This window comes from Streptomyces sp. AC1-42W (genome assembly GCF_003248355.1).
Taxonomy (GTDB): Bacteria; Actinomycetota; Actinomycetes; order Streptomycetales; family Streptomycetaceae; genus Streptomyces.
Genome location: NZ_QKWY01000001.1, coordinates 2639785 through 2664262, shown reverse-complemented (window position 1 = coordinate 2664262; position 24478 = coordinate 2639785). Strand labels below are relative to the sequence as shown.

At 73.0% G+C, this 24478-nt stretch carries 27 protein-coding genes; 14 read left to right on the top strand and 13 right to left on the bottom strand.

Going from position 1 to position 24478, the window contains the following annotated elements:
• Positions 1 to 56: 56 nt before the first annotated feature.
• Positions 57 to 992 (top strand): pseudouridine synthase, encoded by a 936-nt coding sequence (locus DNK56_RS12300; RefSeq protein ID WP_111333497.1) that lies wholly within the window; start codon positions 57 to 59, stop codon positions 990 to 992.
• Between the two features lie 5 nt (positions 993 to 997).
• Here the strand turns inward: DNK56_RS12300 and DNK56_RS12295 are convergent, their stop codons facing one another.
• The 3 genes from DNK56_RS12295 to DNK56_RS12285 form a co-directional block, all read right to left on the bottom strand.
• Positions 998 to 1627 carry an MBL fold metallo-hydrolase gene (locus DNK56_RS12295; RefSeq protein WP_111333494.1) on the bottom strand — a complete coding sequence of 210 codons (630 nt, stop codon included), beginning with the start codon at positions 1625 to 1627 and terminating at the stop codon, positions 998 to 1000.
• The gene (locus tag DNK56_RS12290) at positions 1627 to 2712 is read right to left on the bottom strand and encodes an S-(hydroxymethyl)mycothiol dehydrogenase (RefSeq protein ID WP_111333492.1); all 1086 of its coding nucleotides are present in this window, start codon (positions 2710 to 2712) and stop codon (positions 1627 to 1629) included. Before DNK56_RS12290 ends, DNK56_RS12295 begins: the two co-directional genes overlap by 1 nt.
• Positions 2713 to 2814: 102 nt before the next feature.
• A complete protein-coding gene (locus DNK56_RS12285; protein WP_111333489.1) occupies positions 2815 to 3516 on the bottom strand; it encodes a FadR/GntR family transcriptional regulator in 702 nt (233 codons plus the stop codon).
• Between the two features lie 142 nt (positions 3517 to 3658).
• On the opposite strand from DNK56_RS12285, the gene DNK56_RS12280 reads away from it, so the two are divergent.
• The 3 genes from DNK56_RS12280 to DNK56_RS12270 all read left to right on the top strand — a co-directional run bounded on the left by DNK56_RS12280 (position 3659) and on the right by DNK56_RS12270 (position 6106).
• The gene (locus tag DNK56_RS12280; protein ID WP_111333487.1) at positions 3659 to 4168 is read left to right on the top strand and encodes a gluconokinase; all 510 of its coding nucleotides are present in this window, start codon (positions 3659 to 3661) and stop codon (positions 4166 to 4168) included.
• An 11-nt stretch (positions 4169 to 4179) separates the two neighbouring features.
• A complete protein-coding gene (locus DNK56_RS12275; RefSeq protein WP_111333485.1) occupies positions 4180 to 5577 on the top strand; it encodes a GntP family permease in 1398 nt (465 codons plus the stop codon).
• A gap of 85 nt (positions 5578 to 5662) precedes the next feature.
• Complete coding sequence (locus DNK56_RS12270) at positions 5663 to 6106, top strand: ASCH domain-containing protein (protein WP_111333482.1); 444 nt, start codon at positions 5663 to 5665, stop codon at positions 6104 to 6106.
• 17 nt (positions 6107 to 6123) lie between these two features.
• Here the strand turns inward: DNK56_RS12270 and DNK56_RS12265 are convergent, their stop codons facing one another.
• Entirely contained in the window at positions 6124 to 7374 is a 1251-nt protein-coding gene (locus DNK56_RS12265; RefSeq protein ID WP_111333480.1) for an FUSC family protein, read from the bottom strand.
• Positions 7375 to 7459: 85 nt separating this feature from the next.
• On the bottom strand, positions 7460 to 9115 hold the full coding sequence (locus DNK56_RS12260) for an FAD-binding dehydrogenase (RefSeq protein WP_111333477.1): 1656 nt from the start codon (positions 9113 to 9115) through the stop codon (positions 7460 to 7462).
• 169 nt (positions 9116 to 9284) lie between these two features.
• On the opposite strand from DNK56_RS12260, the gene DNK56_RS12255 reads away from it, so the two are divergent.
• The 4 genes from DNK56_RS12255 to DNK56_RS12240 all read left to right on the top strand — a co-directional run bounded on the left by DNK56_RS12255 (position 9285) and on the right by DNK56_RS12240 (position 11537).
• Positions 9285 to 10175, top strand: a complete 891-nt coding sequence (locus DNK56_RS12255; RefSeq protein ID WP_111333474.1) for a DMT family transporter — start codon at positions 9285 to 9287, stop codon at positions 10173 to 10175.
• Positions 10176 to 10290: 115 nt separating this feature from the next.
• The gene (locus tag DNK56_RS12250; protein ID WP_111333472.1) at positions 10291 to 10824 is read left to right on the top strand and encodes an NUDIX domain-containing protein; all 534 of its coding nucleotides are present in this window, start codon (positions 10291 to 10293) and stop codon (positions 10822 to 10824) included.
• A 9-nt stretch (positions 10825 to 10833) separates the two neighbouring features.
• The gene (locus DNK56_RS12245; protein ID WP_111333469.1) at positions 10834 to 11229 is read left to right on the top strand and encodes a YidH family protein; all 396 of its coding nucleotides are present in this window, start codon (positions 10834 to 10836) and stop codon (positions 11227 to 11229) included.
• Positions 11226 to 11537 (top strand): DUF202 domain-containing protein, encoded by a 312-nt coding sequence (locus tag DNK56_RS12240; protein ID WP_111333466.1) that lies wholly within the window; start codon positions 11226 to 11228, stop codon positions 11535 to 11537. Before DNK56_RS12245 ends, DNK56_RS12240 begins: the two co-directional genes overlap by 4 nt.
• A gap of 67 nt (positions 11538 to 11604) precedes the next feature.
• Here DNK56_RS12240 and DNK56_RS12235 read toward each other — a convergent pair whose 3' ends face one another.
• Positions 11605 to 12549 carry an NADP-dependent oxidoreductase gene (locus DNK56_RS12235; protein ID WP_111333464.1) on the bottom strand — a complete coding sequence of 315 codons (945 nt, stop codon included), beginning with the start codon at positions 12547 to 12549 and terminating at the stop codon, positions 11605 to 11607.
• 123 nt (positions 12550 to 12672) lie between these two features.
• Here DNK56_RS12235 and DNK56_RS12230 point away from each other — a divergent pair, with 123 nt between their 5' ends.
• Positions 12673 to 13695, top strand: coding sequence for a phosphotransferase family protein (locus DNK56_RS12230; protein ID WP_111333461.1), 1023 nt, complete (start codon positions 12673 to 12675; stop codon positions 13693 to 13695).
• A gap of 8 nt (positions 13696 to 13703) precedes the next feature.
• Positions 13704 to 14918: an acyl-CoA dehydrogenase family protein gene (locus tag DNK56_RS12225; protein ID WP_111333459.1), complete on the top strand. Its 1215-nt coding sequence runs from the start codon at positions 13704 to 13706 to the stop codon at positions 14916 to 14918.
• 30 nt (positions 14919 to 14948) lie between these two features.
• Here the strand turns inward: DNK56_RS12225 and DNK56_RS35330 are convergent, their stop codons facing one another.
• Entirely contained in the window at positions 14949 to 15113 is a 165-nt protein-coding gene (locus tag DNK56_RS35330; RefSeq protein WP_199563777.1) for a hypothetical protein, read from the bottom strand.
• Between the two features lie 93 nt (positions 15114 to 15206).
• On the opposite strand from DNK56_RS35330, the gene DNK56_RS36685 reads away from it, so the two are divergent.
• A complete protein-coding gene (locus tag DNK56_RS36685) occupies positions 15207 to 15458 on the top strand; it encodes a hypothetical protein (protein ID WP_446750430.1) in 252 nt (83 codons plus the stop codon).
• A 6-nt stretch (positions 15459 to 15464) separates the two neighbouring features.
• On the opposite strand, the gene DNK56_RS12215 is transcribed toward DNK56_RS36685, so the two are convergent.
• Complete coding sequence (locus DNK56_RS12215; protein WP_111333456.1) at positions 15465 to 16058, bottom strand: TetR/AcrR family transcriptional regulator; 594 nt, start codon at positions 16056 to 16058, stop codon at positions 15465 to 15467.
• A 140-nt stretch (positions 16059 to 16198) separates the two neighbouring features.
• Entirely contained in the window at positions 16199 to 16963 is a 765-nt protein-coding gene (locus tag DNK56_RS12210; RefSeq protein ID WP_111333453.1) for an SDR family oxidoreductase, read from the bottom strand.
• A gap of 185 nt (positions 16964 to 17148) precedes the next feature.
• Between DNK56_RS12210 and DNK56_RS12205 the strand changes: the two genes are divergently transcribed.
• On the top strand, positions 17149 to 18438 hold the full coding sequence (locus tag DNK56_RS12205) for an exo-beta-N-acetylmuramidase NamZ family protein (RefSeq protein WP_111333450.1): 1290 nt from the start codon (positions 17149 to 17151) through the stop codon (positions 18436 to 18438).
• A 78-nt stretch (positions 18439 to 18516) separates the two neighbouring features.
• On the opposite strand, the gene DNK56_RS12200 is transcribed toward DNK56_RS12205, so the two are convergent.
• Complete coding sequence (locus tag DNK56_RS12200; protein ID WP_111333447.1) at positions 18517 to 21357, bottom strand: penicillin acylase family protein; 2841 nt, start codon at positions 21355 to 21357, stop codon at positions 18517 to 18519.
• 230 nt (positions 21358 to 21587) lie between these two features.
• On the opposite strand from DNK56_RS12200, the gene DNK56_RS12195 reads away from it, so the two are divergent.
• Complete coding sequence (locus DNK56_RS12195; RefSeq protein WP_111333444.1) at positions 21588 to 22199, top strand: hypothetical protein; 612 nt, start codon at positions 21588 to 21590, stop codon at positions 22197 to 22199.
• A gap of 116 nt (positions 22200 to 22315) precedes the next feature.
• On the opposite strand, the gene soxR is transcribed toward DNK56_RS12195, so the two are convergent.
• Complete coding sequence (gene soxR / locus DNK56_RS12190) at positions 22316 to 22867, bottom strand: redox-sensitive transcriptional activator SoxR (RefSeq protein ID WP_241989848.1); 552 nt, start codon at positions 22865 to 22867, stop codon at positions 22316 to 22318.
• A 126-nt stretch (positions 22868 to 22993) separates the two neighbouring features.
• Between soxR and DNK56_RS12185 the strand changes: the two genes are divergently transcribed.
• Positions 22994 to 23455, top strand: a complete 462-nt coding sequence (locus tag DNK56_RS12185) for a MaoC family dehydratase (RefSeq protein WP_111333442.1) — start codon at positions 22994 to 22996, stop codon at positions 23453 to 23455.
• Between the two features lie 11 nt (positions 23456 to 23466).
• Here the strand turns inward: DNK56_RS12185 and DNK56_RS12180 are convergent, their stop codons facing one another.
• Entirely contained in the window at positions 23467 to 24090 is a 624-nt protein-coding gene (locus DNK56_RS12180) for a TetR/AcrR family transcriptional regulator (RefSeq protein WP_111333439.1), read from the bottom strand.
• A gap of 95 nt (positions 24091 to 24185) precedes the next feature.
• Positions 24186 to 24476 (bottom strand): YiaA/YiaB family inner membrane protein, encoded by a 291-nt coding sequence (locus DNK56_RS12175; RefSeq protein ID WP_111335726.1) that lies wholly within the window; start codon positions 24474 to 24476, stop codon positions 24186 to 24188.
• Positions 24477 to 24478 lie beyond the last annotated feature (2 nt).

Below are 24478 nucleotides of genomic sequence, written 5' to 3'. Positions count from 1 at the left end.
AGGATGCCCGGCACGATGATGACGAACTGTGTGCCGGTGACCGCCGGGGGTCGGCGGTGAGGGGCCGGGCGAAGCCGCCGCCCTCGCCGCTCCCCCAGCGCGACGGCGTGGACCCGGTCCGGGTGCGGCTGCCGGCCGATCCGGAGGGCCGGTGGGCGACGGTCCGGGACCATCTGCTGGACCGGTTCGCCGGGGCGATCGGGGCCGACCGGGTGGAGGCGCTGCTCGCCGGGGGCCGGTTCGTCTCGACGGCGGGCCCGGTCTCCGGCGACGAGCCGTACACGGCGGGCCGCCACCTCTGGTTCCACCGGGACTTCGCGCCGGAGCGGCCGGTGCCGTTCCCGGTCGGGGTGGTGTACCGGGACGAGCATCTGGTCGTCGCGGACAAGCCGCACTTCCTGGCGACGATGCCGCGGGGCCGGCACATCACCGAGACGGCGGTGGCCCGGCTCCGGCGCGATCTGGGGCTGCCGCTGCTCCAGCCCGCGCACCGGCTGGACCGGCTGACGGCCGGGCTGGTGCTGTTCGTGGTGCGGCCGGCGGAGCGCGGGGCGTACCAGACGCTGTTCCGGGACCGGCTGGTGCGCAAGGAGTACGAGGCGGTGGCCCCGTACGATCCGGGTCTGGTGCTGCCGCGTACGGTGCGCAGCCGCATCGTGAAGGAGCGCGGGGTGCTCGCGGCGCGCGAGGAGCCGGGCGAGCCGAACAGCGAGAGCCGGATCGAGCTGCTGGAGCACCGGGACGGGTTCGGCCGCTACCGGCTGCTGCCCGCCACGGGACGCACGCACCAGCTGCGGGTGCACATGAACAGCCTGGGCCTGCCGCTGGTCGACGACCCGGTCTACCCGGTGACCGCGCCGGACCCCGCGCCCGGCGACTTCTCGCGTCCGCTGCAACTGCTGGCCCGCGTACTGGAGTTCACCGATCCGGTCACGGGAGAGCCGCGCCGCTTCGAGAGCGGGCTGCGGCTCTCCGCGTGGCCGGATCGGTAGAACCGTCAGTGGCCGCGGGCGATCCACTCGTCCAGGTGCGGGGCCTCCGCGCCGATGGTGGTGGAGTCGCCGTGCCCGGTGCGTACCTCGGTCGCCGGGTCCAGGGTGAGCAACCGCTCCCTGATGGACTCGACGATCACCGGGAAGGACGAGAAGGACCGGCCGGTGGCGCCGGGGCCGCCCTGGAAGAGGGTGTCCCCGGTGAAGACGGTGGCCAGTGCGGGGGCGTGGAGGCAGACCGCGCCGGGGGCGTGTCCCGGGGTGTGCAGCACGGTGAGCGTGGTGCCCGCGACGGTGATCTCCTGGCCGTCGGTCAGTTCGCCGTCGGGTGCCCGGTCCGGGTGGGTCCGCTGCCACAGCGGCAGGTCGTCCGGGTGGAGCAGGATCGGCGCGCCGGTGACGTCGGCGAGGGCCGGGGCGGCGTCGATGTGGTCGTTGTGCGCGTGGGTGCAGATGATCGCGCGCAGCGTACGGCCGCCGAGGGCGTCCCGGATGGCGGTGGCGTCGTGGGCGGCGTCGATGACGACGGCCTCGGCGTCGTCGCCGACGATCCAGACGTTGTTGTCGACGTCCCACTCGCCGCCGTCGAGGGCGAAGGTGCCGGAGGTGACGAGGTGGTCGATGCGGGCGGCCATCAGAAGACCACCACCGAGCGCAGCACGTCGCCGTCGTGCATCCGGCCGAACGCCTGCTCGATGTCGCCGAGGCCGATGGTCTCGGTGACGAACGCTTCGAGGTCGAGCCGGCCCTGCTGGTGGAGGTCGACCAGCATCGGGAAGTCGCGGGAGGGCAGGCAGTCCCCGTACCAGGAGGACTTGAGGGAGCCGCCGCGGCCGAAGACGTCGAGCAGCGGGAGTTCGAGCCGCATGTCGGGGGTGGGTACGCCGACGAGGACGACGGTGCCGGCGAGGTCGCGGGCGTAGAACGCCTGCTTGTACGTCTCCGGGTGGCCGACCGCCTCGATGACGACGTCGGCGCCGTTGCCGCCGGTCAGTGCGCGGATGGCCTCGACGGGGTCGGTGGAGCGGGAGTTGACGGTGTGGGTGGCGCCCATCGTCTTCGCGGTCGCGAGCTTGCGGTCGTCGATGTCGACGGCGATGATCCGGGCCGCGCCGGCCAGCCGGGCGCCCGCGATCGCCGCGTCGCCGACGCCGCCGCAGCCGATGACGGCGACGGAGTCGCCCCGGCCGACCTGGCCGGTGTTGATGGCGGCGCCGATGCCGGCCATGACGCCGCAGCCGAGGAGTCCGGCGACGGCCGGGGAGACGGCGGGGTCCACCTTGGTGCACTGGCCGGCGGCGACGAGGGTCTTCTCGGCGAAGGCGCCGATGCCCAGGGCCGGGGACAGCTCGGTGCCGTCGAGGAGGGTCATCTTCTGCCGGGCGTTGTGCGTGTCGAAGCAGTACCACGGGCGTCCGCGCAGACAGGCGCGGCACTGGCCGCACACCGCGCGCCAGTTGAGGATCACGAAGTCGCCCGGGGCGACCTCCGTGACGCCCTCGCCGACCGATTCCACGACGCCCGCGGCCTCGTGGCCGAGGAGGAAGGGGAACTCGTCGTTGATGCCGCCCTGCTTGTAGTGCAGGTCGGTGTGGCAGACACCGCACGCCTGGACCTCGACCACGGCCTCACCGGGGCCGGGGTCCGGAATGACGATCGTCTCGACGCGCACCGGCTCGTTCTTCCCCGGTGCGATGACCCCTTGTACGTGCTGCGGCATGTCCTGTGGACTCCCTTTCCCGACTCTTCGCTGAGACCGGTGCTCCCGGCTTTCCGGGATCGATCACGGGCCACGGTACGCGGTGCGCGGCGGCGGGCGGGCTCAGGGCGCGAGGACGTCCAGCTCGTGGAGGGCGCCGGCGGTGATCTCCTTCGTCAGCCGCTCGGCGGCGGCCGGGTCCCCGGCGCGTACGGCCTCGGCGAGCCGGACGTGCAGGGTGACGGCCGCCGGGTCGGGGTCCTCGAACATCACCTGGTGGTGCGTACGGCCCGCCAGAACCTCGGCGACCACGTCGCCCAGGCGCGCGAACATCTCGTTGCCGGAGGCGTTCAGGACGATGCGGTGGAAGGCGACGTCGTGTTCGAGGTAGCCCTCCAGCTGCCCGCCGCGCGAGGTGGCGACCATGCCGAGGGCGCGGGCGGTCAGCTCGGCGCACTGCTCGGGGGTGGCGTGGCGGGCGGCGAGCGAGGCGGCGACGGGCTCGACCGCGGAGCGCAGCACGGTCAGCGAGCGCAGCTGGCGCGGGCGGTCGGCGCCGGCCAGCCGCCACCGGATGACCTGGGGGTCGTACACGTTCCACGCCTCGGCCGGGCGCACGGTCACGCCGACGCGGCGGCGCGACTCGACCAGGTGCATGGACTCCAGCACCCGGATCACCTCGCGGACCACCGTGCGCGAGACGTCGAAGCGGCGGGCCAGCTCGTCGGTGCGCAGCACCTGGCCGGGCGGATGCTCCCCGGCGGCGATCTCCAGGCCCAGGGCGTCCAGGACATGCGTGTGGAGTCCCTGGGCAGGTGTGGTCATGGCCCCAGGGTACGGGGCGACCCCCGGAGTCATTAAGTACGACGTTTACATCACAGCCTCTTGAATAAGTCGTACGTATAGGTTTCAGTAGCGCGACGGACCGACGTCGAGGACGACGTCGAAGAGACAGCGAGGCACCGCTATGAGCACCCCCCACGTCGTCGTGGTGATGGGCGTGGCAGGGACCGGCAAGACCACGATCGGCCCCCTGCTCGCCGCCGCCCTGGGCGTTCCGTACGCCGAGGGCGACGACTTCCATCCCCCCGCGAACATCGCCAAGATGTCGACCGGCACCCCGCTGGACGACGCGGACCGGTGGCCCTGGCTCGACGCGATCGGGCAGTGGGCGCACGGGAGGGCGGGGCTCGGCGGGGTGGTCAGCAGTTCGGCCCTCAAGCGGGCCTACCGCGACCGGCTGCGCCGCGAGGCGCCCGGCGCCGTCTTTCTGCATCTGACCGGTGACCGGTCCCTGATCGAGGAGCGCATGGCGGGCCGCAAGGGCCACTTCATGCCGGCCGCCCTGCTCGACTCGCAGTTCGCCACCCTCCAGCCCCTGGAGGACGACGAGGCCGGCGTCGCCGTGGACGTCACCGGCACCCCCGAGGAAATCACCCAGCGAGCCGTCGCCGCGCTGCGCCGGCTCGACAGCTAAGGATCACCACCGTGACCAGTCTCAGCGTCGAGACGCTGGCAGCGGACGCCGTCGAACCGATCACGTCGGCCGGCAACGCGCAGTTGGGCATCGCCGTCCTGGCGGGCATCGCCGTCATCGTCCTGCTCATCACCAAGCTCAAAATGCACGCGTTCCTCGCGCTGACCATCGGCTCGCTGGCGCTCGGCTCCTTCGCCGGTGCCGCGCCGGCGAAGACGATAGCGAGCTTCACCGCGGGCCTCGGCTCGACCGTCGCGGGCGTCGGCGTCCTGATCGCGCTCGGCGCGATCCTGGGCAAGCTGCTCGCCGACTCCGGTGGCGCCGACCAGATCGTGGACACCATCCTGGCGCGCACGGGCAAGCGGGCCATGCCGTGGGCGATGGTTCTCATCGCCTCGGTCATCGGCCTGCCGCTGTTCTTCGAGGTCGGGATCGTCCTGCTGATCCCGGTGGTGCTGCTCGTCGCCAAGCGCGGCAACTACTCCCTGATGCGCATCGGCATCCCGGCCCTGGCCGGCCTGTCCGTGATGCACGGCCTGATCCCGCCGCACCCCGGACCGCTCGTCGCGATCGACGCGCTCGACGCGAACCTCGGCGTCACGCTGGCGCTCGGCGTGGTCGTCGCGATCCCGACGGTGATCATCGCCGGTCCGGTCTTCTCCCGCTACGCCGCCCGCTGGGTGGACATCCAGGCGCCCGAGAAGATGATCCCGCAGCGGCCCTCCGAGGAGCTGGAGCGCCGTCCCGGCTTCGGCGCCACCCTGGCCACGATCCTGCTGCCGGTCGTGCTGATGCTGGTCAAGGCGTTCGTGGACATCGTGGTGGACGATCCGGAGCAGGGGCTCCAGAAGGTCACCGATGTGATCGGCTCGCCGCTGATCGCGCTGCTCGCGGCCGTGCTCGTGGGCATGGTCACGCTGGGCCGGGCGGCCGGCTTCACCCGGGCGCGGCTCTCCACCACCGTGGAGAAGTCCCTCGCCCCGATCGCCGGGGTGCTGCTCATCGTGGGCGCGGGCGGCGGCTTCAAGCAGACACTGATCGACGCCGGCGTGGGGCAGATGATCCTGGACTTCTCCGAGGACTGGTCGATCCCGGCGCTGCTGCTCGGCTGGCTGATCGCCGTGGCGATCCGGCTCGCGACCGGTTCGGCGACCGTGGCGACGATCTCGGCGGCCGGGCTTGTCGCCCCGCTGGCGGCCGACATGTCCACCGCGCACGCGGCCCTGCTGGTGCTCGCGGTGGGCGCGGGCTCGCTCTTCTTCAGCCATGTCAACGACGCCGGGTTCTGGCTGGTGAAGGAGTACTTCGGCATGGACGTCGGCCAGACCGTGAAGACGTGGTCGGTGATGGAGACCATCATCTCGGTGGCCTCGCTGCTGTTCATCCTGCTGCTGTCCCTGGTGCTGTAGCGCCCCGGCACCCGGCCCGCCCGGCCCTCGGCGCCCGGCCCGCCCGGCCCCCCGATGCGGGCCGGGCGGGTGCCAGACTGGCGCCATGCCGAACCGCGAAGCGCTGAAGCCCTTTCTGCTCGCCTTCCCCGGTCCGCTGCGCGACCAGCTGGTCGCCGCGGTCCTGGAGGGGCGCAAGGTCTCGACCTCGGGACTGCTCGTGGAGTACGAGATCGAGGACGAGGAACTGCCCCCGGTCGGTGAGCGGTCCGCCCTCATCGACTCGGACGGCCGCGAGATCGCCGTCGTCGAGGTCACCGGGGTGCGGGTGCTCCGCCTCGCCGACGTGGATCTGCGGCACGCCCTGGACGAGGGCGAGGGGTACGCCTCGGTCGCCGAGTGGCGGACGGCCCACGAACGGTTCTGGCACAGCGCGGAGATGCGCGAGGCGCTCGGCGACCCGGAATTCACCGTCGGCGACGACACGATGATCGTGGCCGAACGGTTCCGGGTCGTCGAGCGCCTCGACGGGCACCCGGCGCGCGACTGAGCGGGGCCGGGCCGGTCTCACCGCGCCCCGGCGCCCGCCTTCTTCTCGCGGCCCCCGCCCTTCACCGGGCCCAGCCTGCGCCGCAGGGCGTGCAGCCGGGGGTGGCGCTCGTGCAGGTAGGCGGAGCGGCGGTCCAGCTCCTGGCCCAGCCGCTCGGCGCGCTTCTCGATGTCGAGCTCGTCCAGGATGCGGTCCACCTCGGCGAGCAGGGCGCCGTGCAGCTGCCACTTCCTGGGGTGCTCCTGGACGGCGGCCAGCAGCATGTCGGCCACCAGGTCGCGGGTCCTGCGGCTGGTGTCGAGCGCGTCGGTGAGCCGGTCCTCGGCCTCCTCGGCATTGGCGGCGACCGGCGTCGTGATGAGCAGCGCGAAGCTCTCGATGGCCCCCGCCATCTGCTCGAACAGTTCCGTCATGTGGGCCGCGACCTCGGCCGGGAACTGGGGCGCGTCACCCCGGTCCTTGGCGAGGTCGGTCAGCGTCCTGGACAGCACCCGGACGACGACCGCGCAGATCTCCAGCGTGTCGAGTCCGGTGCGCAGCACCACCCGGTGCAGCAGTCCCTGTCTCACCCTCGGGTTGAGCATGAGGCTTTCCTCGGCCTGCCGCAGCGAGGCGTCCACCTCCACGATGTCGTGGTCGAGGCGGCGGGCCCGGTGCAGCCGCTCGGCCGCCTCCGGGACGGTGACCGGGTGGGCGAGGTCGCTCCCCAGGTCACGGAACATCTGCCCCATCTCGCGGGCCAGCCCGTCGATGGAGGCGCCCGCGGTCTGCACCCAGACGGGCGGCGCGAACAGCAGGTTGAACGCCAGGCCCACCCCGGCGCCGATCAGCGTCTCGAAGACGCGCTCCCAGGCCATGTCGGTCCGCGCCGACACCGAGGTGACGCCGAGGACGAGCATGGCGCTGATCGCCACCTCGGGGACGAACTCGTCCACCCGGACCAGTCTGCCGATGATCAGGGCCGTGAAGATGGTCAGCCCCAGGCTCCACCAGGACAGGCCGACCAGGGAGCTGAAGCCGCTCGCGATGAGGACGCCGACGACGACGGCCGTGACACGTTTGACCGACATGTTGAGGGTCGCGTAGAGGGTGACCTGGACGACGAGCAGCGCGGTGAGCGGTGCGGTCAGCGGCGCGGGCTCGGGCAGCGTCGCGGTCGCCACGGCGTAGGCGATCACCGCGGCGCCCGTGGAGCGCAGGGTCTGCGCGGCCACGGGTTCGGTGGTGCGCCGGACGAGGTTGATGACGGGTTCGGCTACTCCTGGCATCTTCTTCCCATGCCCGGATACGGCGCCGGTCCACGGTTCCGGCGCCGGAACCCCTCCGTACGGACGCGCCCGGCGCCCGGCTCCGCTACCCCACGGCGTGGGCCGCCGCGCGGCCGGCGGAGCGGCCGGAGAAGATGCAGCCGCCGAGGAAGGTGCCCTCCAGGGAGCGGTAGCCGTGCACCCCGCCGCCGCCGAACCCGGCCGCCTCCCCGGCCGCGTACACCCCGGCCAGCGGGGTGCCGTCCGGGGTCAGGACGCGGGACGACAGGTCGGTCTCCAGGCCGCCGAGCGACTTGCGGGTCAGGATGTTCAGCCGTACGGCGATGAGCGGGCCGGCCTTGGGGTCGAGGATGCGGTGGGGCGGCGCGGTGCGGATCAGCTTGTCGCCGATGTAGGAGCGGGCGCCCCGGATCGCGGTGATCTGGAGGTCCTTGGTGAAGGGGTTGGCGATCTCGCGGTCGCGGGCGGTGATCTCGTGGCGCAGCGCGTCCTCGTCGATGAGCCCGTCGCCGGTGAGCGCGTTCATGCCGCGGACGAGGGCGCCGAGGTCCTTCTCCACGACGAAGTCCGCGCCGTGGTCCATGAACGCCTTGACGGGTCCCGGCACGTCGGCGCGGGCGCGGCCGATGACGTCCCGGACCGACTTGCCGGTCAGGTCGGGGTTCTGCTCGGAACCGGAGAGCGCGAACTCCTTGCCGATGATCTTCCGGTCCAGCACGAACCAGGTGTAGTCGTGGCCGGTGCGCATGATGTGTTCGAGGGTGCCGAGGGTGTCGAAGCCGGGGAAGAGCGGGACGGGCAGCCGCTTGCCGGTCGCGTCCAGCCAGAGCGAGGACGGGCCGGGCAGGATGCGGATGGCGTGCTTGTCCCAGACGGGGTTCCAGTTCTCGATGCCCTCGGTGTAGTGCCACATCCGGTCGCGGTTGATGTGGTGGGCGCCGGCCTCCTCGGCGATGCCGAGCATCAGCCCGTCCACATGCGCGGGGACGCCGGAGAGCAGCTTGGCCGGCGGGGTGCCGAGCCGGTCGGGCCACTGTGCGCGTACGAGGTCGTGGTTGCCGCCGATGCCGCCGGAGGTGACGATCACCGCCTGGGCGCGCAGTTCGAAGGTGCCGGCGACCTCCCGGCCGCTGGCGGTTCCGCGCGGGACGGCGCTCGGCTCCAGGATCTCGCCGGTCGCCGTGTCCACGGCGCCCCCGGTGCGGGCGAGGCCGGTGACCCGGTGACGGAAGCGGAAGGCGACCAGGCCCTTGGCGACGCCCTCGCGGACGCGGCGTTCGAAGGGGGCGACGACGCCGGGTCCGGTGCCCCAGGTGATGTGGAAGCGGGGCACGGAGTTGCCGTGGCCGTTGGCGTCGTAGCCGCCGCGTTCGGCCCAGCCGACGACGGGGAAGAGGCGCAGGCCCTGCGCGCGCAGCCAGGCGCGCTTCTCGCCGGCCGCGAAGTCGACGTACGCCTCGGCCCATGTGCGGGGCCAGTGGTCCTCGTCGCGGTCGAAGCCGGCCGTGCCCATCCAGTCCTGGAGGGCCAGCTCGCGGCTGTCCCGGATGCGCATCCGGCGCTGTTCGGGCGAGTCCACGAGAAAAAGGCCGCCGAAGGACCAGTGGGCCTGGCCGCCGAGCGACTGCTCGGGCTCCTGGTCGAGCAGGATCACCGAACGCCCGGCGTCGACCAGCTCCGCGGTGGCCACGAGTCCCGCGAGCCCCGCCCCGATCACGATCACATCAGCGTCGTACGCCATGGCTTCCATCCTTGTCGGGGCTCGCGAAGTTACCGGTGCGTCAGATCTTGGGCACGGGCCGTCCCCGCGTCAACCGCCCGGTCGGCCGCGCTGTCGCCGTTCGGGCCGGTGCGGCCGCTATCGTCGGAGCACATCACCTCTCTTCCGGCCTGACGTGGGGTGCAGAAGCGTGTCGGTGCTGGTCCTCGTGCTCGCCGTGTCCGCCGCGTGCTGCCTGGGGTTCGGCTTCGTGTTCCAGCAGGCCGCCGCCGCCCACGCGCCCAAGCGCGACTATCTGACGTTCCGGCTGCTGCTCGACCTGATGAAGGTGCGCAGCTGGCTGGCCGGAATCGCGCTGATGGTCTGCGGGATGGTCCTGGGGGCGCTGGCGCTCGGCAAGGGCGAGGTGTCCCTGGTCGAACCGCTGCTGGCGACCAATCTGCTCTTCGCGATGGCCCTGTCCCGGCACCGCACCGGGCAGCGGCTGGGCCGGCAGGGCTGGGCGGGGCTGTGGCTGCTGGCCGGCGGGGTCGCCGCGTTCCTGGTGGCCGGCGAGCCGCAGGGCGGCCGGGCGGTGGCGGCCCCGCTGCGGCACTGGCTGGTGGTGGGCGCGGTGGCCGGGCTCGCCCTGCTGCTCACCGCGATCGCCAAGCGCCGCCGTTCGACGGCCTCCCCCGCGCTGCTGGCGGTGGCGGCCGGGCTGCTGTACGGATTGCAGGACGCGCTCACCCGGGTCAGCGGGCAGCGCTTCTCGGAGTCGGGGCTCGCCGGGCTGCTGACGTCCTGGCAGCCGTACGCGGTGGTGGTCCTGGGGGTGACCGGGCTGCTGCTGGTGCAGAGCGCGTTCGAGACGGGGCCGCTGCGGATGTCGCTGCCCGCCCTGACGGCGGCCCAGCCGCTGGCCGGGATCGCCTGCGGGATCGGGTTCATGGGCGACCAGGTCCGTACGGACGCGGGCGCGCTGGCCTGGCAGGCCGCCGGGCTGGCGGCGATCGTGTCCGGGATCGTACTGCTGGGCCTGCACCCGGCGATGCCGGCGGGGCCGGCGCGCCGGGGGACGCACAGCCTCCAGCGGCGCTGAGAGCGGGCGGTGCGGCAGGGGCCGGGGCGGCTGCGGTTGGATGGCGGGCATGACACCTTCTGCGGGCATGCCGCCCTCCGATTCCGCGGGCACGCCGCCTTACGATTCCGCGGGCATGCGGCCTTCCGATTCCGCGGGCACGCCGCCTTCCGACGAGATCCTGGACATCGTCGACGAGAACGACGTGGTCGTGGGGCAGGCGCCGCGCGGCGAGGCGACGGCGCGGGGGCTGCGCCACCGCTGCGTCTTCATCGAGGTGCGGGACGCGGACGGCCGGATCTTCGTGCACCGCAGGACCGCCACGAAGCTGGTGTTCCCCTCGCACTACGACATGTTCGTCGGCGGGGTGGTCGGCGCGGGCGAGAGCTACGACGAGGCGGCCCTGCGGGAGGCTGAGGAGGAGTTGGGCGTCTCGGGCCTCCCCCGCCCGGAGCCGCTGTTCCGGTTCCTCTACGAGGGCGGCCGGCACACCTGGTGGTGCGCCGTGTACCAGGTGAGGTGCGAGCTTCCGGTGCGGCCGCAGGCGGAGGAGATCGACTGGCACGCCTTCTGGGACGACGCGGAGCTGGAGCGGCGGCTCGGGGACCGGCCGTGGGTGCCGGACGGCCTCGACTGCCACCGGCGGCTGCGAGCGTTCCGGGCGGTCTAAGGTCCAGGCGTGAACGAATTCGTACAAAGTCTGCGGTTGTGGTTCGCGCCGCAGCGCATCCGCGGTGAGGGCGAGACGCCGGACTACCGTTTCTCGCTCGCCAACGAGCGGACGTTCCTCGCGTGGATTCGGACGGCGCTTGCGCTCATCGGCGGGGGCTTCGCGGTGGACCAGTTCCTGCCGGAGCTGTCCTGGGGGGTGCGGGCGGGGCTGGCCCTGGCGCTGCTGGCGGCCGGGGTGCTGTGCGCGCTGCGGGCGGTCAACCACTGGATGCGGTGCGAACGGGCGATGCGGCGCGGTGAGGACCTGCCGGTCTCGCGGTTCCCGACGCTGCTGAGCCTCGCGGTGGCCGTGGTGGCGGTGGCGATGGTGGTGGTGGTCGTCTTCGGCTGGGAGGGCCGTTGACGACGGGCGCGCGCGATCCGGGCCTCCAGCCCGAGCGGACCCGGCTGGCGTGGCGGCGTACGACGCTGTCCTGCACGGTGGCCGCGGTGCTGGGTGTGAAGCAGGCGCTGCACGACGGGGCGACGGGCGCCGGGGTCATCGCGCTGTCGCTGACCGCACTGGCCTGGCTGGGCTTCCTGGGGGTCGCCCACCGCCGGGTGCAGAGCCTGGGCGGCGCCCGGCCGCGTCCGCTGGCGGCGGGCGGCGCGCTCACGGCCGCCGCGTGCACGCTGGCGCTGGCGGTGTTCGCGGCGGCCATGCTGTTCTGACCGGCGCCCACCGGAAGGGGCCTCCCGGCCCGCCGGGGCGTGCCTCCCTGCCCGCCGCCCGTACGCCTCAGTCCTCCGGGGCGTCCCAGTCGACCGTGACGACGATCTTGCCGCGGGTGCGTCCCTCGGCGTTGAGCCGCTGGGCCGCCGCCGTCTCGGCCAGCGGGAAGACCCGGTCGACGTGGACGGTGACGATGCCCTGCTCGGCCAGTTCCGCCAGGTGCGCCAGATCGGCGGCGTCGGGGCGGACGAACGCGTACCGGCCGCCGTACGAGAACACCTCGGTGTCCACGATGGAGGCCAGCCGCCCGCCGGGGGCCAGGGTCTCGGCGGAGGCGCGCAGCGCGTCCCCGCCCACGGTGTCGAAGGCGGCGTCGATGCCGTCGGGGGCCAGGGCCCGCAGCCGGTCCACGAGCCCGTCGCCGTACTCCACGGGCTCCGCGCCGAGCCGCCGCAGATGGTCGTGGTTGCGTTCGCTCGCGGTGCCGATGACGCGGCAGCCGGTGTGCCGGGCGAGCTGGACGGCGAGCGAGCCCACGCCGCCGGCCGCGGCGTGGACGAGGACGGTCTCGCCCTCCCGGACGCGCAGGGTGCGGTGGAGGACCTGGTACGCGGTGAGCCCGGCCAGCGGCAGTCCGGCCGCCTCCTCGAAGCTGAGGCGCAGCGGTTTGCGCGCGAGGGTGCGCACGGGCGCGGCCACGTACTCGGCGAAGGTCCCCCGGCTCAGGAAGTCCTCGCGCACATAGCCGATGACCTCGTCGCCCACCGCGAACTCGTCCACGGCGACGCCGGGCTGGACGACGACCCCGGAGACGTCCCAACCGGGGATCACCGGGAAGACCGTGTCCAGGACGCCGTCGAGCTTCCCCTCTCGGGCCTGCCGGTCGACGGGGTTCACGGCGGCGGCCCGCACCTTGACCAGGACGGCGTCGGGGGCCACCTTCGGGTCGGGCCGCTCCCCGTACTCCAGGACGTCCGTGTCGCCGAATCCGCTGTAACTGATCGCCTTCATGTTCCGACCCTCCCGGCGGTCGGGGGCGCCCGCAACTCAGCCGGGGCGTCACACGGACTGGACGACATACCGACTGGTCGGCATCATGAGACCGACCGTTCGCCCATCCCGGAGGTACGCACGATGAGTCACGCCCATCCGCCAGGTCTCGATCTCGGCCGGCTGCGCGGACAGCTGGACCGCGAGCGGCCGGGCCTGGTGAACGGACCGCTCGACGCCCGCGTCGTGGAGGGCGGCCGGTCGAACCTGACCTATGTCGTCACCGACGGCACCGCGCGCTGGGTGGTCCGCCGCCCACCGCTCGGGCACGTGCTGGCCACCGCGCACGACATGAGGCGCGAGCACCGCGTGATCAGCGCCCTGCACCCGACCGCCGTACCGGTGCCCGAGCCGCTGCTGCTCTGCGAGGACGACACCGTCATCGGCGCGCCGTTCTACGTCATGGAGTACGTCGAGGGCACCCCGTACCGCACGGCGGAGCAGCTGGTCCCGCTCGGCCCGGACCGCACCCGCGCGGCGGTGCTCGCCCTGGTCGACACCCTGGTCGAGCTGCACGCGGTGGACCCCGAGGCGGTCGGTCTCGGCGACTTCGGGCGGCCCGAAGGCTTCCTGGAGCGCCAGCTGCGGCGCTGGGGCAAGCAACTGGACGCCTCCCGCGACCGCGAACTGCCCGGCATCGACGCCCTGCACACGGCGCTCGGCCGCGACCTGCCCGTCTCCCCCGCGCCCACCGTGGTGCACGGCGACTACCGCCTGGACAACGCGCTGATCGGCGCCGACGACGCCATCAAGGCCGTCCTGGACTGGGAGATGTCCACGCTCGGCGACCCGCTCACCGACCTCGGGCTGCTGGTGATGTACAGCTCCGACCTGGGCCTGCCCGAGTCGCCCGTCTCCACCACCAGCGGCGCGCCCGGCCACCCCTCCCCCGCCGAGCTGATCGAGCGCTACGCGGCCCGCTCCGGCCGGGACACCTCCGCCCTCTCCTGGTACACCGCGTTCGCCTGGTTCAAGCTCGCCGTGATCCTGGAGGGCATCCACTACCGCTACACCCTGGGCCAGACGGTCGGCGCCGGCTTCGACCGCATCGGCGACCTCGTCCCCGTCTTCATCGAGCACGGCCTCACCACCCTCCAGGAAGGCTGACCCACGCCATGGACTTCGCATTCGACGCCCGCACCGAGGAGCTGCGCGCCCGGCTGCTCGCCTTCATGGACGAGCACGTCCACCCGGCCGAGCGGATCGCCGACGAGCAGCGCGCCGCGCTGGACTCGCCCTGGCGGACGCCGCCGATCGTGGAGGACCTCAAGGCGGAGGCGCGCCGGCAGGGCCTGTGGAACCTCTTCCTGCCGGACACCGAGCACGGCGCCGGGCTGACCAACCTGCAGTACGCGCCGCTGGCGGAGATCCTGGGCCGCTCGCCGCGCCTGGCGCCCACCGCGACCAACTGCGGCGCGCCGGACACCGGGAACATGGAGGTGCTGGCCGAGTTCGGCACCGACGAGCAGAAGAAGCGGTGGCTGGAACCGCTGCTGGCCGGGAAGATCCGTTCCGCGTTCGCGATGACGGAGCCGGAGGTCGCCTCGTCGGACGCGACCAACATCGAGACCCGGATCATCCGCGACGGCGGTGACTACGTCATCAACGGCCGCAAGTGGTACATCTCCGGGGCGATGCACCCGGACTGCGAGATCTTCATCGTGATGGGCAAGACCGACCCGGACGGCGCCGACGTCCGCCGCCGGCAGTCGCAGATCCTCGTCCCCCGCGACACCCCGGGCCTGACCGTGAAGCGCGCCATGCGGGTGTACGGCTACGAGGACCACTGGCACGGCGGCCACGCCGAGGTGGTCTTCGAGGACGTGCGGGTGCCGGCGGCCAACCTGATCGGCGAGGAGGGCGGCGGCTTCGCCATCGCCCAGGCCCGGCTGGGGCCGGGCCGCATCCACCACTGCATGCGGCTGATCGGGATGGCGGAGCGGGCCATCGAGCTGATGTGCCGGCGCGCCGTCTCCCGTACCGCCTTCGGCAAGCCGCTCGCCGAGCAGGGCGTGGTGCAGAACTGGATCGCGGACGCGCGGGTCACGGTGGAGCAGCTGCGGCTGCTGGTGCTCAAGACGGCCTGGCTGATGGACACGGTCGGCAACCGGGGGGCGCACACCGAGATCCAGTCCATCAAGATCGCCACCCCGCGCGCGGTGGTCGACATCCTGGACCGGGCGGTGCAGCTGCACGGCGCGGGCGGGGTGAGCCAGGACTTCCCGCTGGCCGAGCTGTGGGCGTCGGCGCGGACGCTGCGGCTCGCGGACGGGCCGGACGAGGTGCACCAGCGCTCGCTGGCCCGGCGGGAGATCAAGAAGTATCTCTAGGGAAGTGCCTCCGGAGCGGCCCTCGGGGCGTCAGTAGCCGCCGCCGGGCACATGGTCGGCCAGGGCCAGTTCGCGGGCGAAGGCCCGTATCCGCAGCAGGGTGCGGGCCAGCAGCCGGACCGGGCGGGGGCGGTCGGGGCCGTAGGCCGCGGCCCACAGGACGGGGATGCGGGTGGAGCTCTGGAGGTGCGCCATGTCTCCAGCTTCGCCCCGGCCGCACGGCCGGTCCAACAGATGGAATCGCCGGCAGCCATCGATTCGGTAGATGGATGTGGCTGGCGTGCGGGGATGGAGATACGCCAGCTGCGCCACTTCATGGCGGTGATCACGCACGGCGGTTTCACCACCGCCGCCCGTGCCGAGCTGTTCGAACGCACCGGGCGCCGGGTGGTGCTGACGGAGGCGGGCCGGGCGGCGCTGCCCGCCGCGCGGACGGTGCTGCTGGTGGGCCGGGCGCCCCGGCCGCGCAACCCGGCGGCCGCGGCGCTGCTCGGGCGGCTGGGCGGCGGCGGGGAGGGCGGGGCCGGCGCTACGGCGTGAGCGGGGTCACGGCCTGAGCGCGCGGAGCAGCAGGTCGGCGAGGTGGTCGGCGACCTCCTGCGGGGTGAGGGGGCCGTCCGGGCGGTACCAGGTGGACAGGTGGTGGACCGAGCCGAAGTGGTAGTCCACGATGAGGTCCGCCGGGGTGGCCGTGGAGAACACGCCGCTGTGCCGGCCCTCCTCGACCAGGGCGCGGAAGCGCTCGTGGTAGCGCCGCCGCTCGCCGCGCACCTGCTTGTTCTTCTCGGGGCTCAGGTGGTGCATGGAGCGGAAGAAGATCGAGGCGTCGTCGAGGTTCTCGATGGTGGTGACGACCACGTCGGCCGCCGCGTCGCGCAGCCGCTTCTCGATGGGCGCGTCGGCGTTCGCGAAGGCGTCGAGCCGCTCCTGCTGGAGGCGCAGCACCCGGGCGTACACCTCCTGGAGCAGGTCCTCCTTGGAGCCGAAGTAGTGGTAGAGCGCCCCCTTGGTGACGCCGGCCGCCTCCACGATCTCCTGCACCGAGGTGCGGTCGTAGCCCTGCTCGGCGAAGAGCCGGGTGGCGGCGGCGAGCAGCCGCTGCGGGACGGGGGTGCCGCTCCCGTCCATTTCCTTGGCCATGGCCGCCACCTTCCTTCCGTTCCTTGGTGGGCAGTGCCCGGTACGTCGTTTCAGCGGGGTGAACGCAGTTCCCGCCGAAGGATCTTCCCACTTGCCGTCGGCGGCGGCGCGGCCAGGATCTCGACTTCGCGGGGGTACTTCTACCCGGCCGGTTGTTCCCAGGTGCGCTGGAGGCGGTTCATGCCGCGGAGCCAGCGTTCGGTGTCGTCGGCGCGGGCCCGGTAGTAGCCGGCGACCTCGGGGTGGGGCAGGACGAGGAAGCGGTCCTCGGCCATGGCGTCGAACAGGGCGTCGGCGACGGCCTCGGGTTCGATGGCGCCGGGGGCGAGGACGAGGTCGCCGGCCGAACCGGACGCCGTCAGCATGTCGGTGCGTACGCCCTGCGGGCAGATGGCGTGGACCTTGAGGCCGCGGTGCCGGTAGGTCAGCGAGAGCCACTCGGCGAAGGCGACCGCGCCGTGCTTGGTGACGCTGTACGGGGCCGCGCCGATCATGGTCAGCAGTCCGGCGGCGGACGCGGTGGCGACGAACCGGCCGCTCCCGCGTTCCAGCCAGTCCGGGAGGAGCGCGCGGGCCGCCCGGACGTGGGCCATGACGTTGACGTCCCAGGCGGCGGCCCACACCTCCTCGTCGGCCAGCGGGTCGCCGGGCGAGGCCAGGCCCGCGTTGGCGCAGTAGACGTCGACGGTGCCGTCCAGCGCGTTCCGGGCCGCGTCCACGATCCGTGAGGCGTCGCCTGCGACCGCGACGGCGCCGATCTCCCCGGCGAGCGCCGTGATCCGGGCCTCGTCGAGGTCGTTGACGACGACCCGTGCGCCCTCGGCGGCGAATCTGCGGGCGAGGGCGGCGCCGATGCCGCCTCCGGCCCCGGTGACCACCACGCCCGCGCCCCGCACCATGCTCATCGCTCACGCCTCTCCCGATCGGTTCCCCCGATCGACTCCCCTGGCAGACTAACCAGTCGGTATGTCGTCGGGGAAGGGGGGCGCCACGCCCACCGGGGGCTTCCGTGCCGGATGCGTTCCGCCCGGCCCGCCCGCGCGCTAGCGTGCGTGGCCATGACACTCGTCGCGATCTTGGAGGTAGCCGCATGAGCCTGTCCAGGCGTGGTTTGCTGACCGCCGGCGGTGCGATGGGGGCCCTCGCGGCCACGGCCGGGTCCGCCGCGGCCGGGTCGCCGCAGGCCGGCGGCCGGGGGCACGGCAAGGGGAACGGCAGGGGCAACGGGCAGCGGGTCCGTACCGGGTTCGACCGGCTGGCCGCCGACGGCTACGCGCTGCTGGCGGGCGAGAAGGTCGGCATCGTCACCAACCCGACCGGGATCACCCCGGACGCCCGGCACATCGTGGATGTGATGCACCCGGACGACCGGGTGGACCTGCGAGCCGTCTTCGGGCCGGAGCACGGCTTCCGGGGCACCGCGCAGGCGGGCGGCTCGGAAGGGCGGTACGACGACCCGGCGACCGGGCTGCCGGTCCACGACACGTATCTGAAGAGCGGTCAGGCCCTGGCCGACGTGTTCACGGCGTCCGGGGTGGACACGGTCGTCTTCGACATCCAGGACGTCGGCGCCCGCTTCTACACGTACATCTGGACGCTGTACGACTGCATGGAGGCGGCGGCGCTCGCGGGCAAGCGGTTCGTCGTCCTGGACCGGCCGAATCCGGTGTCCGGGCGGGCGGCGCTCGGGCCGGTGCTGGACCCGGCGTTCGGCACGTTCGTGGGGCGGCGGGAGATCGCGCAGGCGCACGGGATGACGGTCGCGGAGCTGGCGCTGCTGTTCAACGGGGAGTTCCTGAAGGACCGCCCGGCCGACCTGGAGACCGTGACGATGTCCGGCTGGTCGCGCTCCGAGTTCTTCGACGACACGGGCCTGCCGTGGGTGCCGCCGAGCCCCAACATGCCGACGCCCGACACGGCCCTCGTCTACTCCGGCACCTGCCTCTTCGAGGGGACGAACCTCTCCGAGGGGCGCGGCACGACCCGTCCGTTCGAGCTGCTGGGCGCGGAGGGCCTGGACCACGCCTGGGCGGACGCCGCCAACGCGCTGGAGCTGCCCGGGGTCGCGTTCCGCGAGGCGTACTTCGCGCCGACGTTCTCCAAGTTCCAGGGGAAGACGGTGGGCGGGGTGCAGCTGCACGTCCGGGACCGCGAGGTCTTCGACCCGGTGCGTACGGGGATCGCGCTGCTGGTCACGGCCAAGCGGACGTGGAGCGGGTTCGCCTGGCGGCCCGACAACTGGATCGACAAGCTCACCGGCAACACGCGGGTGCGCACCATGATCGACGCGGGGGCGGACGTGGACGAGGTGGTGGGCGCCTGGGCGGACGACCTCGCGGCTTTCCGCGCCGTACGCAAGCGGTACCTGCGCTACCGCTGAGCCGGGGCCGGGCGGGTCCGTCGTCGGCGGGCCCGCCCGGCCCCGGTCGGTGGGGCGGTGGGGCGGTGGGGCGGTGGCTCAGCGGTGGCTCGGGAACTCCACCACCTGCTGGTACGTCGGGCGGTTCTGCCAGTGCAGGGACTTCTGGGAGATGCCGCCCAGCGGCCGGTGCACGATGGAGTCCGTGCACCACTGGTCGCCGGCCCCGCAGCCGGCGTCGCCCGGGTAGACCTGCGCCGCCGGCACCGCCGCCGCCTCCTTCAGCGAGGACAGCAGCGCCGTACGGCAGGCGCCCAGGTCGCCGCCGCCGCAGTACTCCCTGGCCAGCGGGCCCTCGACCGGCTGCCCGAGCACCTGGCGCAGGTCCTTGTCGGCGAAGCCCCACCAGCCGTACTGGAACGCCGAACCGCTGTGCGCCCCGCTCGGTCCGTGGCTGGCGGCCGGGGACTCGTCGGTGGCCAGGTTGGCGGTCAGCGCCCCGTACAGGCCGTCACCGAGGCCGGGGCGGAACTCCGCCTCGATCAGCCGCGGCCACCAGGCGTCCATGATCCGGACCGCGTCGGCGTGGCCGTAGGTGTGCGAGCCGGGGCTCGTCTCCTTGCGCTGGGCGCCGGCCGCGCGCCAGGAGTCCAGCTGCTGGACGACCGCGTTCAGCTCCGGGTCGGTGACCGGCTCGGAGCGGATGACCTTCAGCAGCTCGGGGAGCAGTTGTTCGCCGCGCAGGTCGGTGAGGGCCGCCTCGGCCATGGCGCGGGTCAGCGAGGCGCGGGTGACACCGCCATCGCCGACCAGCTTCGCGACCCGGTCGTCGAGCAGGTCGCCCCGGTGCACCGCGCTGAGTCCGAAGCCGGCGGCGGCGTACCCCGCGGCCTGCTTGTTGTTCCAGGAGATGTAGTAGTCCTGCCCGCTGGAGTGAGGGTGCTCGGCGAACGGGGTGTACGCGGCGGTGTTGGCGGCCGGGTCGTAGCCCTGCCACTCGTACGCCTGCTCGGCCCGGACCGGCAGCGCCGGGTCCACGCCGGCCGCGCGTACCGGGTTCATGCCGCTGTTGTAGTAGGCGGCGGTGCGGGAGTCCGCGTAGAACCAGTTGAACGCGTAGTCGATGTTGCTCGCGGCGCGCTGGAAGGAGGCGGCGTCGGTGACGTACGACGGGTCGTTGAGCATCTGGAAACCGATGATGGAGTCGGCCTCGTGGCGGTAGGTGGAGCGCAGTGAGGTGTACGCGACCGGCTTGCCGTCCACCGTGGCGCGGTAGGTGACGATGCCGTAGTCCGTGCGCCACACCCGCATCCGGTAGGAGCCCTTGGCGGTGGAGTCCGCGACGGTGGGCTTCCAGGAGTTGGCCTTCTCCATCTTCTCCATCGCCGTGCAGACGCCCCGGCGGAGGTAGTGCGTGGCGTCCTTGCCGGGCGCCGAGCCGTCCGGCTCGCACAGCTCGACGGCGTAGGTGTCGGTGATGTCCTGGCCGGCCGAGGTGGCGCTCCAGGCGTAGTCCTGGCCCCGGCCCATCTGGATGTACATGCCGACGCCGGCGAAGGAGACGCCGCGGGCGCTGATGCCGGGGCCCTGGATCTCCTGGAGCATCATCAGCTGCGGGGCGAAGTAGCCGGTCTGCGGTCCGAACACGGCGACGGGGTTGCCGCTCGCGGTGTGCGCGCCGGAGACCAGCAGGGCGTTGGACATGCCGCGCTTCTGGGCGCCGGGCCCGGAGCCGGGCAGCGAGCCCTCCGGCAGGACGCCGTCGTCGAACAGTCCCTGCGCCGCGCGGAGCGTGGCCGGGGCCTCGACCGGGGCCTTCACCCCGGTGCCCGCCGAGCCGGTGCGGTCGTATATCAGGGGTTCGGCGGTGACGGAGCCGGGGTCGGGGAGCGCGGTGCCGACGGCCTTGTCGGGCTTGCCGGCGTACGGGAAGGCGGTGCCGTCGTGGACGGTGAGCACGGCCTCCGGGTCGTTGCGCCGGCGGAAGGACTCCCACACCTTCGTGCCCTCGGCGACGCCGTACTTCTGCTGGGCGGCGAGCAGCGAGAGCGCGGCCTGTACCTCGCCGCCGCCCCCGCCGCCGAACTGGCCGCCGACCACGGAGGCGATGGAGATGAGGTCGGTCAGTTCGAACGGCTGGATCTCGCCGATGTTGGTGAGGGCGTCGATCTTGCCGGTGAGGACGTACTCGCCGGGGAAGTAGCGGCCGTCCTTCGCCTTCTTGCGGTAGGCGTTGATGCCGTCCACATACGCCTGCGCGTCCGCCATGGCCTGTTCGCCGCGGGCGCCCTCATGGGTCCTGATGTACTCGACCTGGGCCTCCAGGTCGGCCTCGGTGTACGGGGCCTGCGGCCAGAACTGCTGCTCCAGGCCCTGGTTGGCGAGGGCCCCGCCGGCGAACGAGGTCAGCTCGCCGCGCCCGATGTGCCGGAAGAGGTCCATCAGCCAGAGCCGGTCCTGCCCGGCCGCGTACCCGGCGCCGAACTCGGTGCCGTAGCGGGTGGTGCCCTTGATGTGCGGGACGCCGGTCGCCTTGTCGCGGGTGATGGTGACGTCGTCGCGCGGCGAGGTGACGGACTCGACGCGGTCCGCCGGGACGCCGAAGGAGGCGTCGTTGAAGAAGTCGGTGAGTTTTTGGTCGGTGAGTCCGGTGTGCCCGGCGACCAGGCCGTCGTACCGGTCGAGCTGGTCGTCGCTGTGCGCGGGGTGGGTGCCGAACGCCTTGTTCCCGAGGATCTCGACGAGGGTGGCGTTGCCGTTCTCGCCTGGCGGCAGGATGTCGGCGCACTGCCCCTGGCAGTGGTCGGGGACGGGGTCCGCCTCGGCGGCGCCGGCGTGGGGCGCGGCGGCGAGCAGCGAGGTGCCGAGGGCGAGAGCGGCGGCGACGGCCCCGGCTCTGGTGGTTCCGGTGCGGGCGGTCATACGGGTGCGTGGGGGCATGCGTACTCCTCCGAGAGGCCAGTGCGCGGCAGGTTACCGACGGTATGACCGACCGGTAAGGTGAACATCGGTCACCTTCTCCGAATCGCCATATCCGGGCGGATGCTGTGCGGGCGTCTCACCTGTCGGACATCCGCACCCTTGGAGGGAGCCGATCCGGGCAGTCGTACGTCCATCCCCTGACGCCGAAGTACGGGCGACGGAGTACGAGCGACGGAGGTGGCGGTTCAATGGCCGGTTTCCGGAGTCTGGCGAGACAGGTCCGCGATCCCGGGAGCGATCTGGCACTGCGGCGGTACTCGCTGCGCAAGTGCCTGGAGCGGTTCGCCCCTTACGGGCACCGGGCGACCTGGGACCATCTGTGCGCGCGGCACGGCATCGACCCCGAGGACCGGGCCCCCGACCCGGTGCGGCTGGTGCGGGCCCTGGAGGAACTGGAGCGGGCCCGGGCGGTCTGGCTCGGCTACGAGGCGGGGTTCGCGGAGCGCCGCAGGCGGGAGAAGCACCGGGGGCTGCGCCGCCCCGCCGCCTTCGACGACTGGCACCGGCGCACCTGGGGCGACAACGGGGTCGCGCGCTGCGACGACCCGGCGGTGCACCCCTCGGTGCCGCTGGCCGAGGTGCTGGGCCGGCTGATCACGGCTCTGGAGGGCGAGCCGGGCACCGGCTGCCCGGTGTGCGGCCGGCCCCGGATCACCTGGCGGCACGACCTGGGCAGCGAGCCGTGGTCCGGGCCGGTGTGCACGGGGTGCGGGATCGTGGTGCCGCAGCCCGTGCTCACCCCGGCGGCCCTGGCGAGGGCCCGGCGCGCCCGCACCGACGAACTGGCCTCGGCGGCCTGAGCCCGCGGGCGGGACGGGCCGCCGACCGGGGTGACCGTCCCGTCCGGCCTGGCCGGCGCGTCAGCCCCGGTCGGCGGGTCAGCCCCGGTCGGCGGGTCAGCCCCGGTCGGCGTCCGTCAGCCGCACTCGTCGGCGCACTCCGCCGTCGCGGCGACCGGTTCGGGAGCGGCCGGCGCGGGGGCGGCCGGCGCGGGGGCGGGCGTACGGCGCACCGGGCGTTCCGGCATCAGGCGGGAGCCGCTGATCCGCTCACCGCTGATGTCGTCCGGGTTGGACAGCACACAGGTCTCCAGCGAGAGGCAGCCGCAGCCGATGCAGTCGGTGAGATGGTCCCGCAGCCGGGCCAGCCGCGTGATCCGGTCGTCCAGTTCTGCGCGCCAGGCGCGGGAGAGCCGCGCCCAGTCCTCGCGGTTGGGCGTGCGCTCCTCGGGCAGTTGGGCCAGCGCCTCGCGGATCGTGGCCAGCGGGATGCCCACCCGCTGGGCCGCCCGGACGAAGGCGACCCGGCGCAGGGCGTCCCTGCTGTAGCGGCGCTGGTTGCCGCTGGTGCGGCGGCTGCTGATCAGCCCCTTGGCCTCGTAGAAGTGCAGGGCCGACACGGCGGCGCCGCTGCGCGCGGAGAGCTGGCCGACGGTGAGTTCTTGAAGTGTCTGCGGGATCTTGGGCACCCGTCGAAGCCTACGTGGCCCGGCGCCAGCGGTCCGTCGTTGACAGGAACGCACCCGCCAACCATGCTGAGCAAGCGCTTAGACAGTGCGCGATGGACGCAGAGCGGGAAGGCAGGGACCGGGGACATGGCAGAGCCGAGGATCTTCAACTCCGCGCAGGAGCTGCGGGACGGCGTGGGCGAACAGCTGGGCCACAGCGACTGGCTGGAGGTCGACCAGAAGCGGATCGACCTGTTCGCCGACGCCACGGGCGACCACCAGTGGATTCATGTGGACCCGGAGAAGGCGGCGGCCGGCCCGTTCGGGAGGACCATCGCGCACGGCTATCTGACGCTGTCGCTGCTGCCGGCGCTCGTCCCGCAGGTGATGGCCGTCGAGGGCGCGCGGATGGGCATCAACTACGGCACCAACAAGGTCCGCTTCCCCTCCCCCGTGCCGGTGGGCTCGCGGCTGCGGGCGACCGCCGTGCTCAAGAGCGTGGAGGAGGCGGGCGGCGGAGTGCAGATCACCGCCCTGGTGACGGTCGAGCGCGAGGGCGGCGACAAGCCGGCCTGCGTGGCCGAGTCGGTGTCGCGCTACTACTTCTGAGCGCGCGGCGTTCAGCGGCCGGCGGCGACCATCCGCAGCACCAGACCGGCGTACAGCTCGCCGACCTCGTCGGGCGTCCTGCTGCCCTGCGCGTTGAACCACCGCGCCACGTCGATGCAGAGCGAGAGCACCGCGAGCGTGGTCCCCGGCACGTCCGGCACGTCGAACTCGCCGGAGGCGACGCCCTCACCGATGATCCGGCGCACCACCGCGTCGGTCCGGCGGCGCAGCGCGATGATCTCGGTGCGGTGCTCCTCGCCGAGCGCGTCGAGCTCGTACTGGACGACGCGGGCGGTGGTGTGGCGTTCGGCGTGCCAGCGGACGAAGGAGCGTACGGCGGAGGCGAGGCGCTCGGCGGCGGTGCCGCCGCTGTCGGCGGCCGACTCCAGCAGGGCCAGCGCCCGGTCGTGACCGATGCGGCTGATCCGGTGGAGCAGCTCTTCCTTCGTCTTGTAGTGGATGTAGAGCGCGGCGGGGCTCATGCCGGCGCGGCCCGCGATGTCACGGGTGGTGGTCGCGTGGTACCCGCGCTCGGCGAAGGCGTCGACGGCCGCGACGAGGAGCCGCCGGGCGGCCTCGGGCGTCACCTCGGCCCACGGCGGGTCCTCGGCGTCGGTCTCCTGCGCCGTGCTCATCGTCGCTCGCCCCTCTCAGTCAGCAGGACGAACACCATACCGCGATCCTGAGCAAGCGCTTAGGGAAACCTTTCGCCGCGGACCGCCGCAGGCGCTCAGAGCTTCTGGAAGGGGTCGTGCTCGGCGAGGATCTTCTCCAGCCGGGCCTGGTCCACCCGGCTGACCAGCTGCCCCGCCTCCTGGCGGTCCCGGATGACCTTGGCCAGGGTGAAGCAGGAGGTCACCAGATACATGACGCCGATGGCGAGGAAGCCGCGCACCCAGGCGTTCGCGTCGAGGAAGTAGATACCGAGGGCCACCGCGCCCATCGCCACGCCGAAGGAGGCGACGGCCTGCCCGTAGAAGGCGGCGGTGCTCTGCTGTTTGACCGGTGTCGTGTCACTCATGG

Bases quoted from the DNA above. Each gene is read 5' to 3' on its own strand.
- DNK56_RS12295 (WP_111333494.1), bottom strand. From the start codon at position 1,627: ATGGCCGCCCGCATCGACCACCTCGTCACCTCCGGCACCTTCGCCCTC.
- DNK56_RS12290 (WP_111333492.1), bottom strand. From the start codon at position 2,712: ATGCCGCAGCACGTACAAGGGGTCATCGCACCGGGGAAGAACGAGCCG.
- DNK56_RS12285 (WP_111333489.1), bottom strand. From the start codon at position 3,516: ATGACCACACCTGCCCAGGGACTCCACACGCATGTCCTGGACGCCCTG.
- DNK56_RS12280 (WP_111333487.1), top strand. From the start codon at position 3,659: ATGAGCACCCCCCACGTCGTCGTGGTGATGGGCGTGGCAGGGACCGGC.
- DNK56_RS12270 (WP_111333482.1), top strand. From the start codon at position 5,663: ATGCCGAACCGCGAAGCGCTGAAGCCCTTTCTGCTCGCCTTCCCCGGT.
- DNK56_RS12265 (WP_111333480.1), bottom strand. From the start codon at position 7,374: ATGCCAGGAGTAGCCGAACCCGTCATCAACCTCGTCCGGCGCACCACC.
- DNK56_RS12260 (WP_111333477.1), bottom strand. From the start codon at position 9,115: ATGGCGTACGACGCTGATGTGATCGTGATCGGGGCGGGGCTCGCGGGA.
- DNK56_RS12250 (WP_111333472.1), top strand. From the start codon at position 10,291: ATGCGGCCTTCCGATTCCGCGGGCACGCCGCCTTCCGACGAGATCCTG.
- DNK56_RS12235 (WP_111333464.1), bottom strand. From the start codon at position 12,549: ATGAAGGCGATCAGTTACAGCGGATTCGGCGACACGGACGTCCTGGAG.
- DNK56_RS12230 (WP_111333461.1), top strand. From the start codon at position 12,673: ATGAGTCACGCCCATCCGCCAGGTCTCGATCTCGGCCGGCTGCGCGGA.
- DNK56_RS12225 (WP_111333459.1), top strand. From the start codon at position 13,704: ATGGACTTCGCATTCGACGCCCGCACCGAGGAGCTGCGCGCCCGGCTG.
- DNK56_RS35330 (WP_199563777.1), bottom strand. From the start codon at position 15,113: ATGGCGCACCTCCAGAGCTCCACCCGCATCCCCGTCCTGTGGGCCGCG.
- DNK56_RS36685 (WP_446750430.1), top strand. From the start codon at position 15,207: ATGGAGATACGCCAGCTGCGCCACTTCATGGCGGTGATCACGCACGGC.
- DNK56_RS12215 (WP_111333456.1), bottom strand. From the start codon at position 16,058: ATGGCCAAGGAAATGGACGGGAGCGGCACCCCCGTCCCGCAGCGGCTG.
- DNK56_RS12210 (WP_111333453.1), bottom strand. From the start codon at position 16,963: ATGAGCATGGTGCGGGGCGCGGGCGTGGTGGTCACCGGGGCCGGAGGC.
- DNK56_RS12205 (WP_111333450.1), top strand. From the start codon at position 17,149: ATGAGCCTGTCCAGGCGTGGTTTGCTGACCGCCGGCGGTGCGATGGGG.
- DNK56_RS12200 (WP_111333447.1), bottom strand. From the start codon at position 21,357: ATGCCCCCACGCACCCGTATGACCGCCCGCACCGGAACCACCAGAGCC.
- DNK56_RS12195 (WP_111333444.1), top strand. From the start codon at position 21,588: ATGGCCGGTTTCCGGAGTCTGGCGAGACAGGTCCGCGATCCCGGGAGC.
- DNK56_RS12185 (WP_111333442.1), top strand. From the start codon at position 22,994: ATGGCAGAGCCGAGGATCTTCAACTCCGCGCAGGAGCTGCGGGACGGC.
- DNK56_RS12180 (WP_111333439.1), bottom strand. From the start codon at position 24,090: ATGAGCACGGCGCAGGAGACCGACGCCGAGGACCCGCCGTGGGCCGAG.
- DNK56_RS12175 (WP_111335726.1), bottom strand. From the start codon at position 24,476: ATGAGTGACACGACACCGGTCAAACAGCAGAGCACCGCCGCCTTCTAC.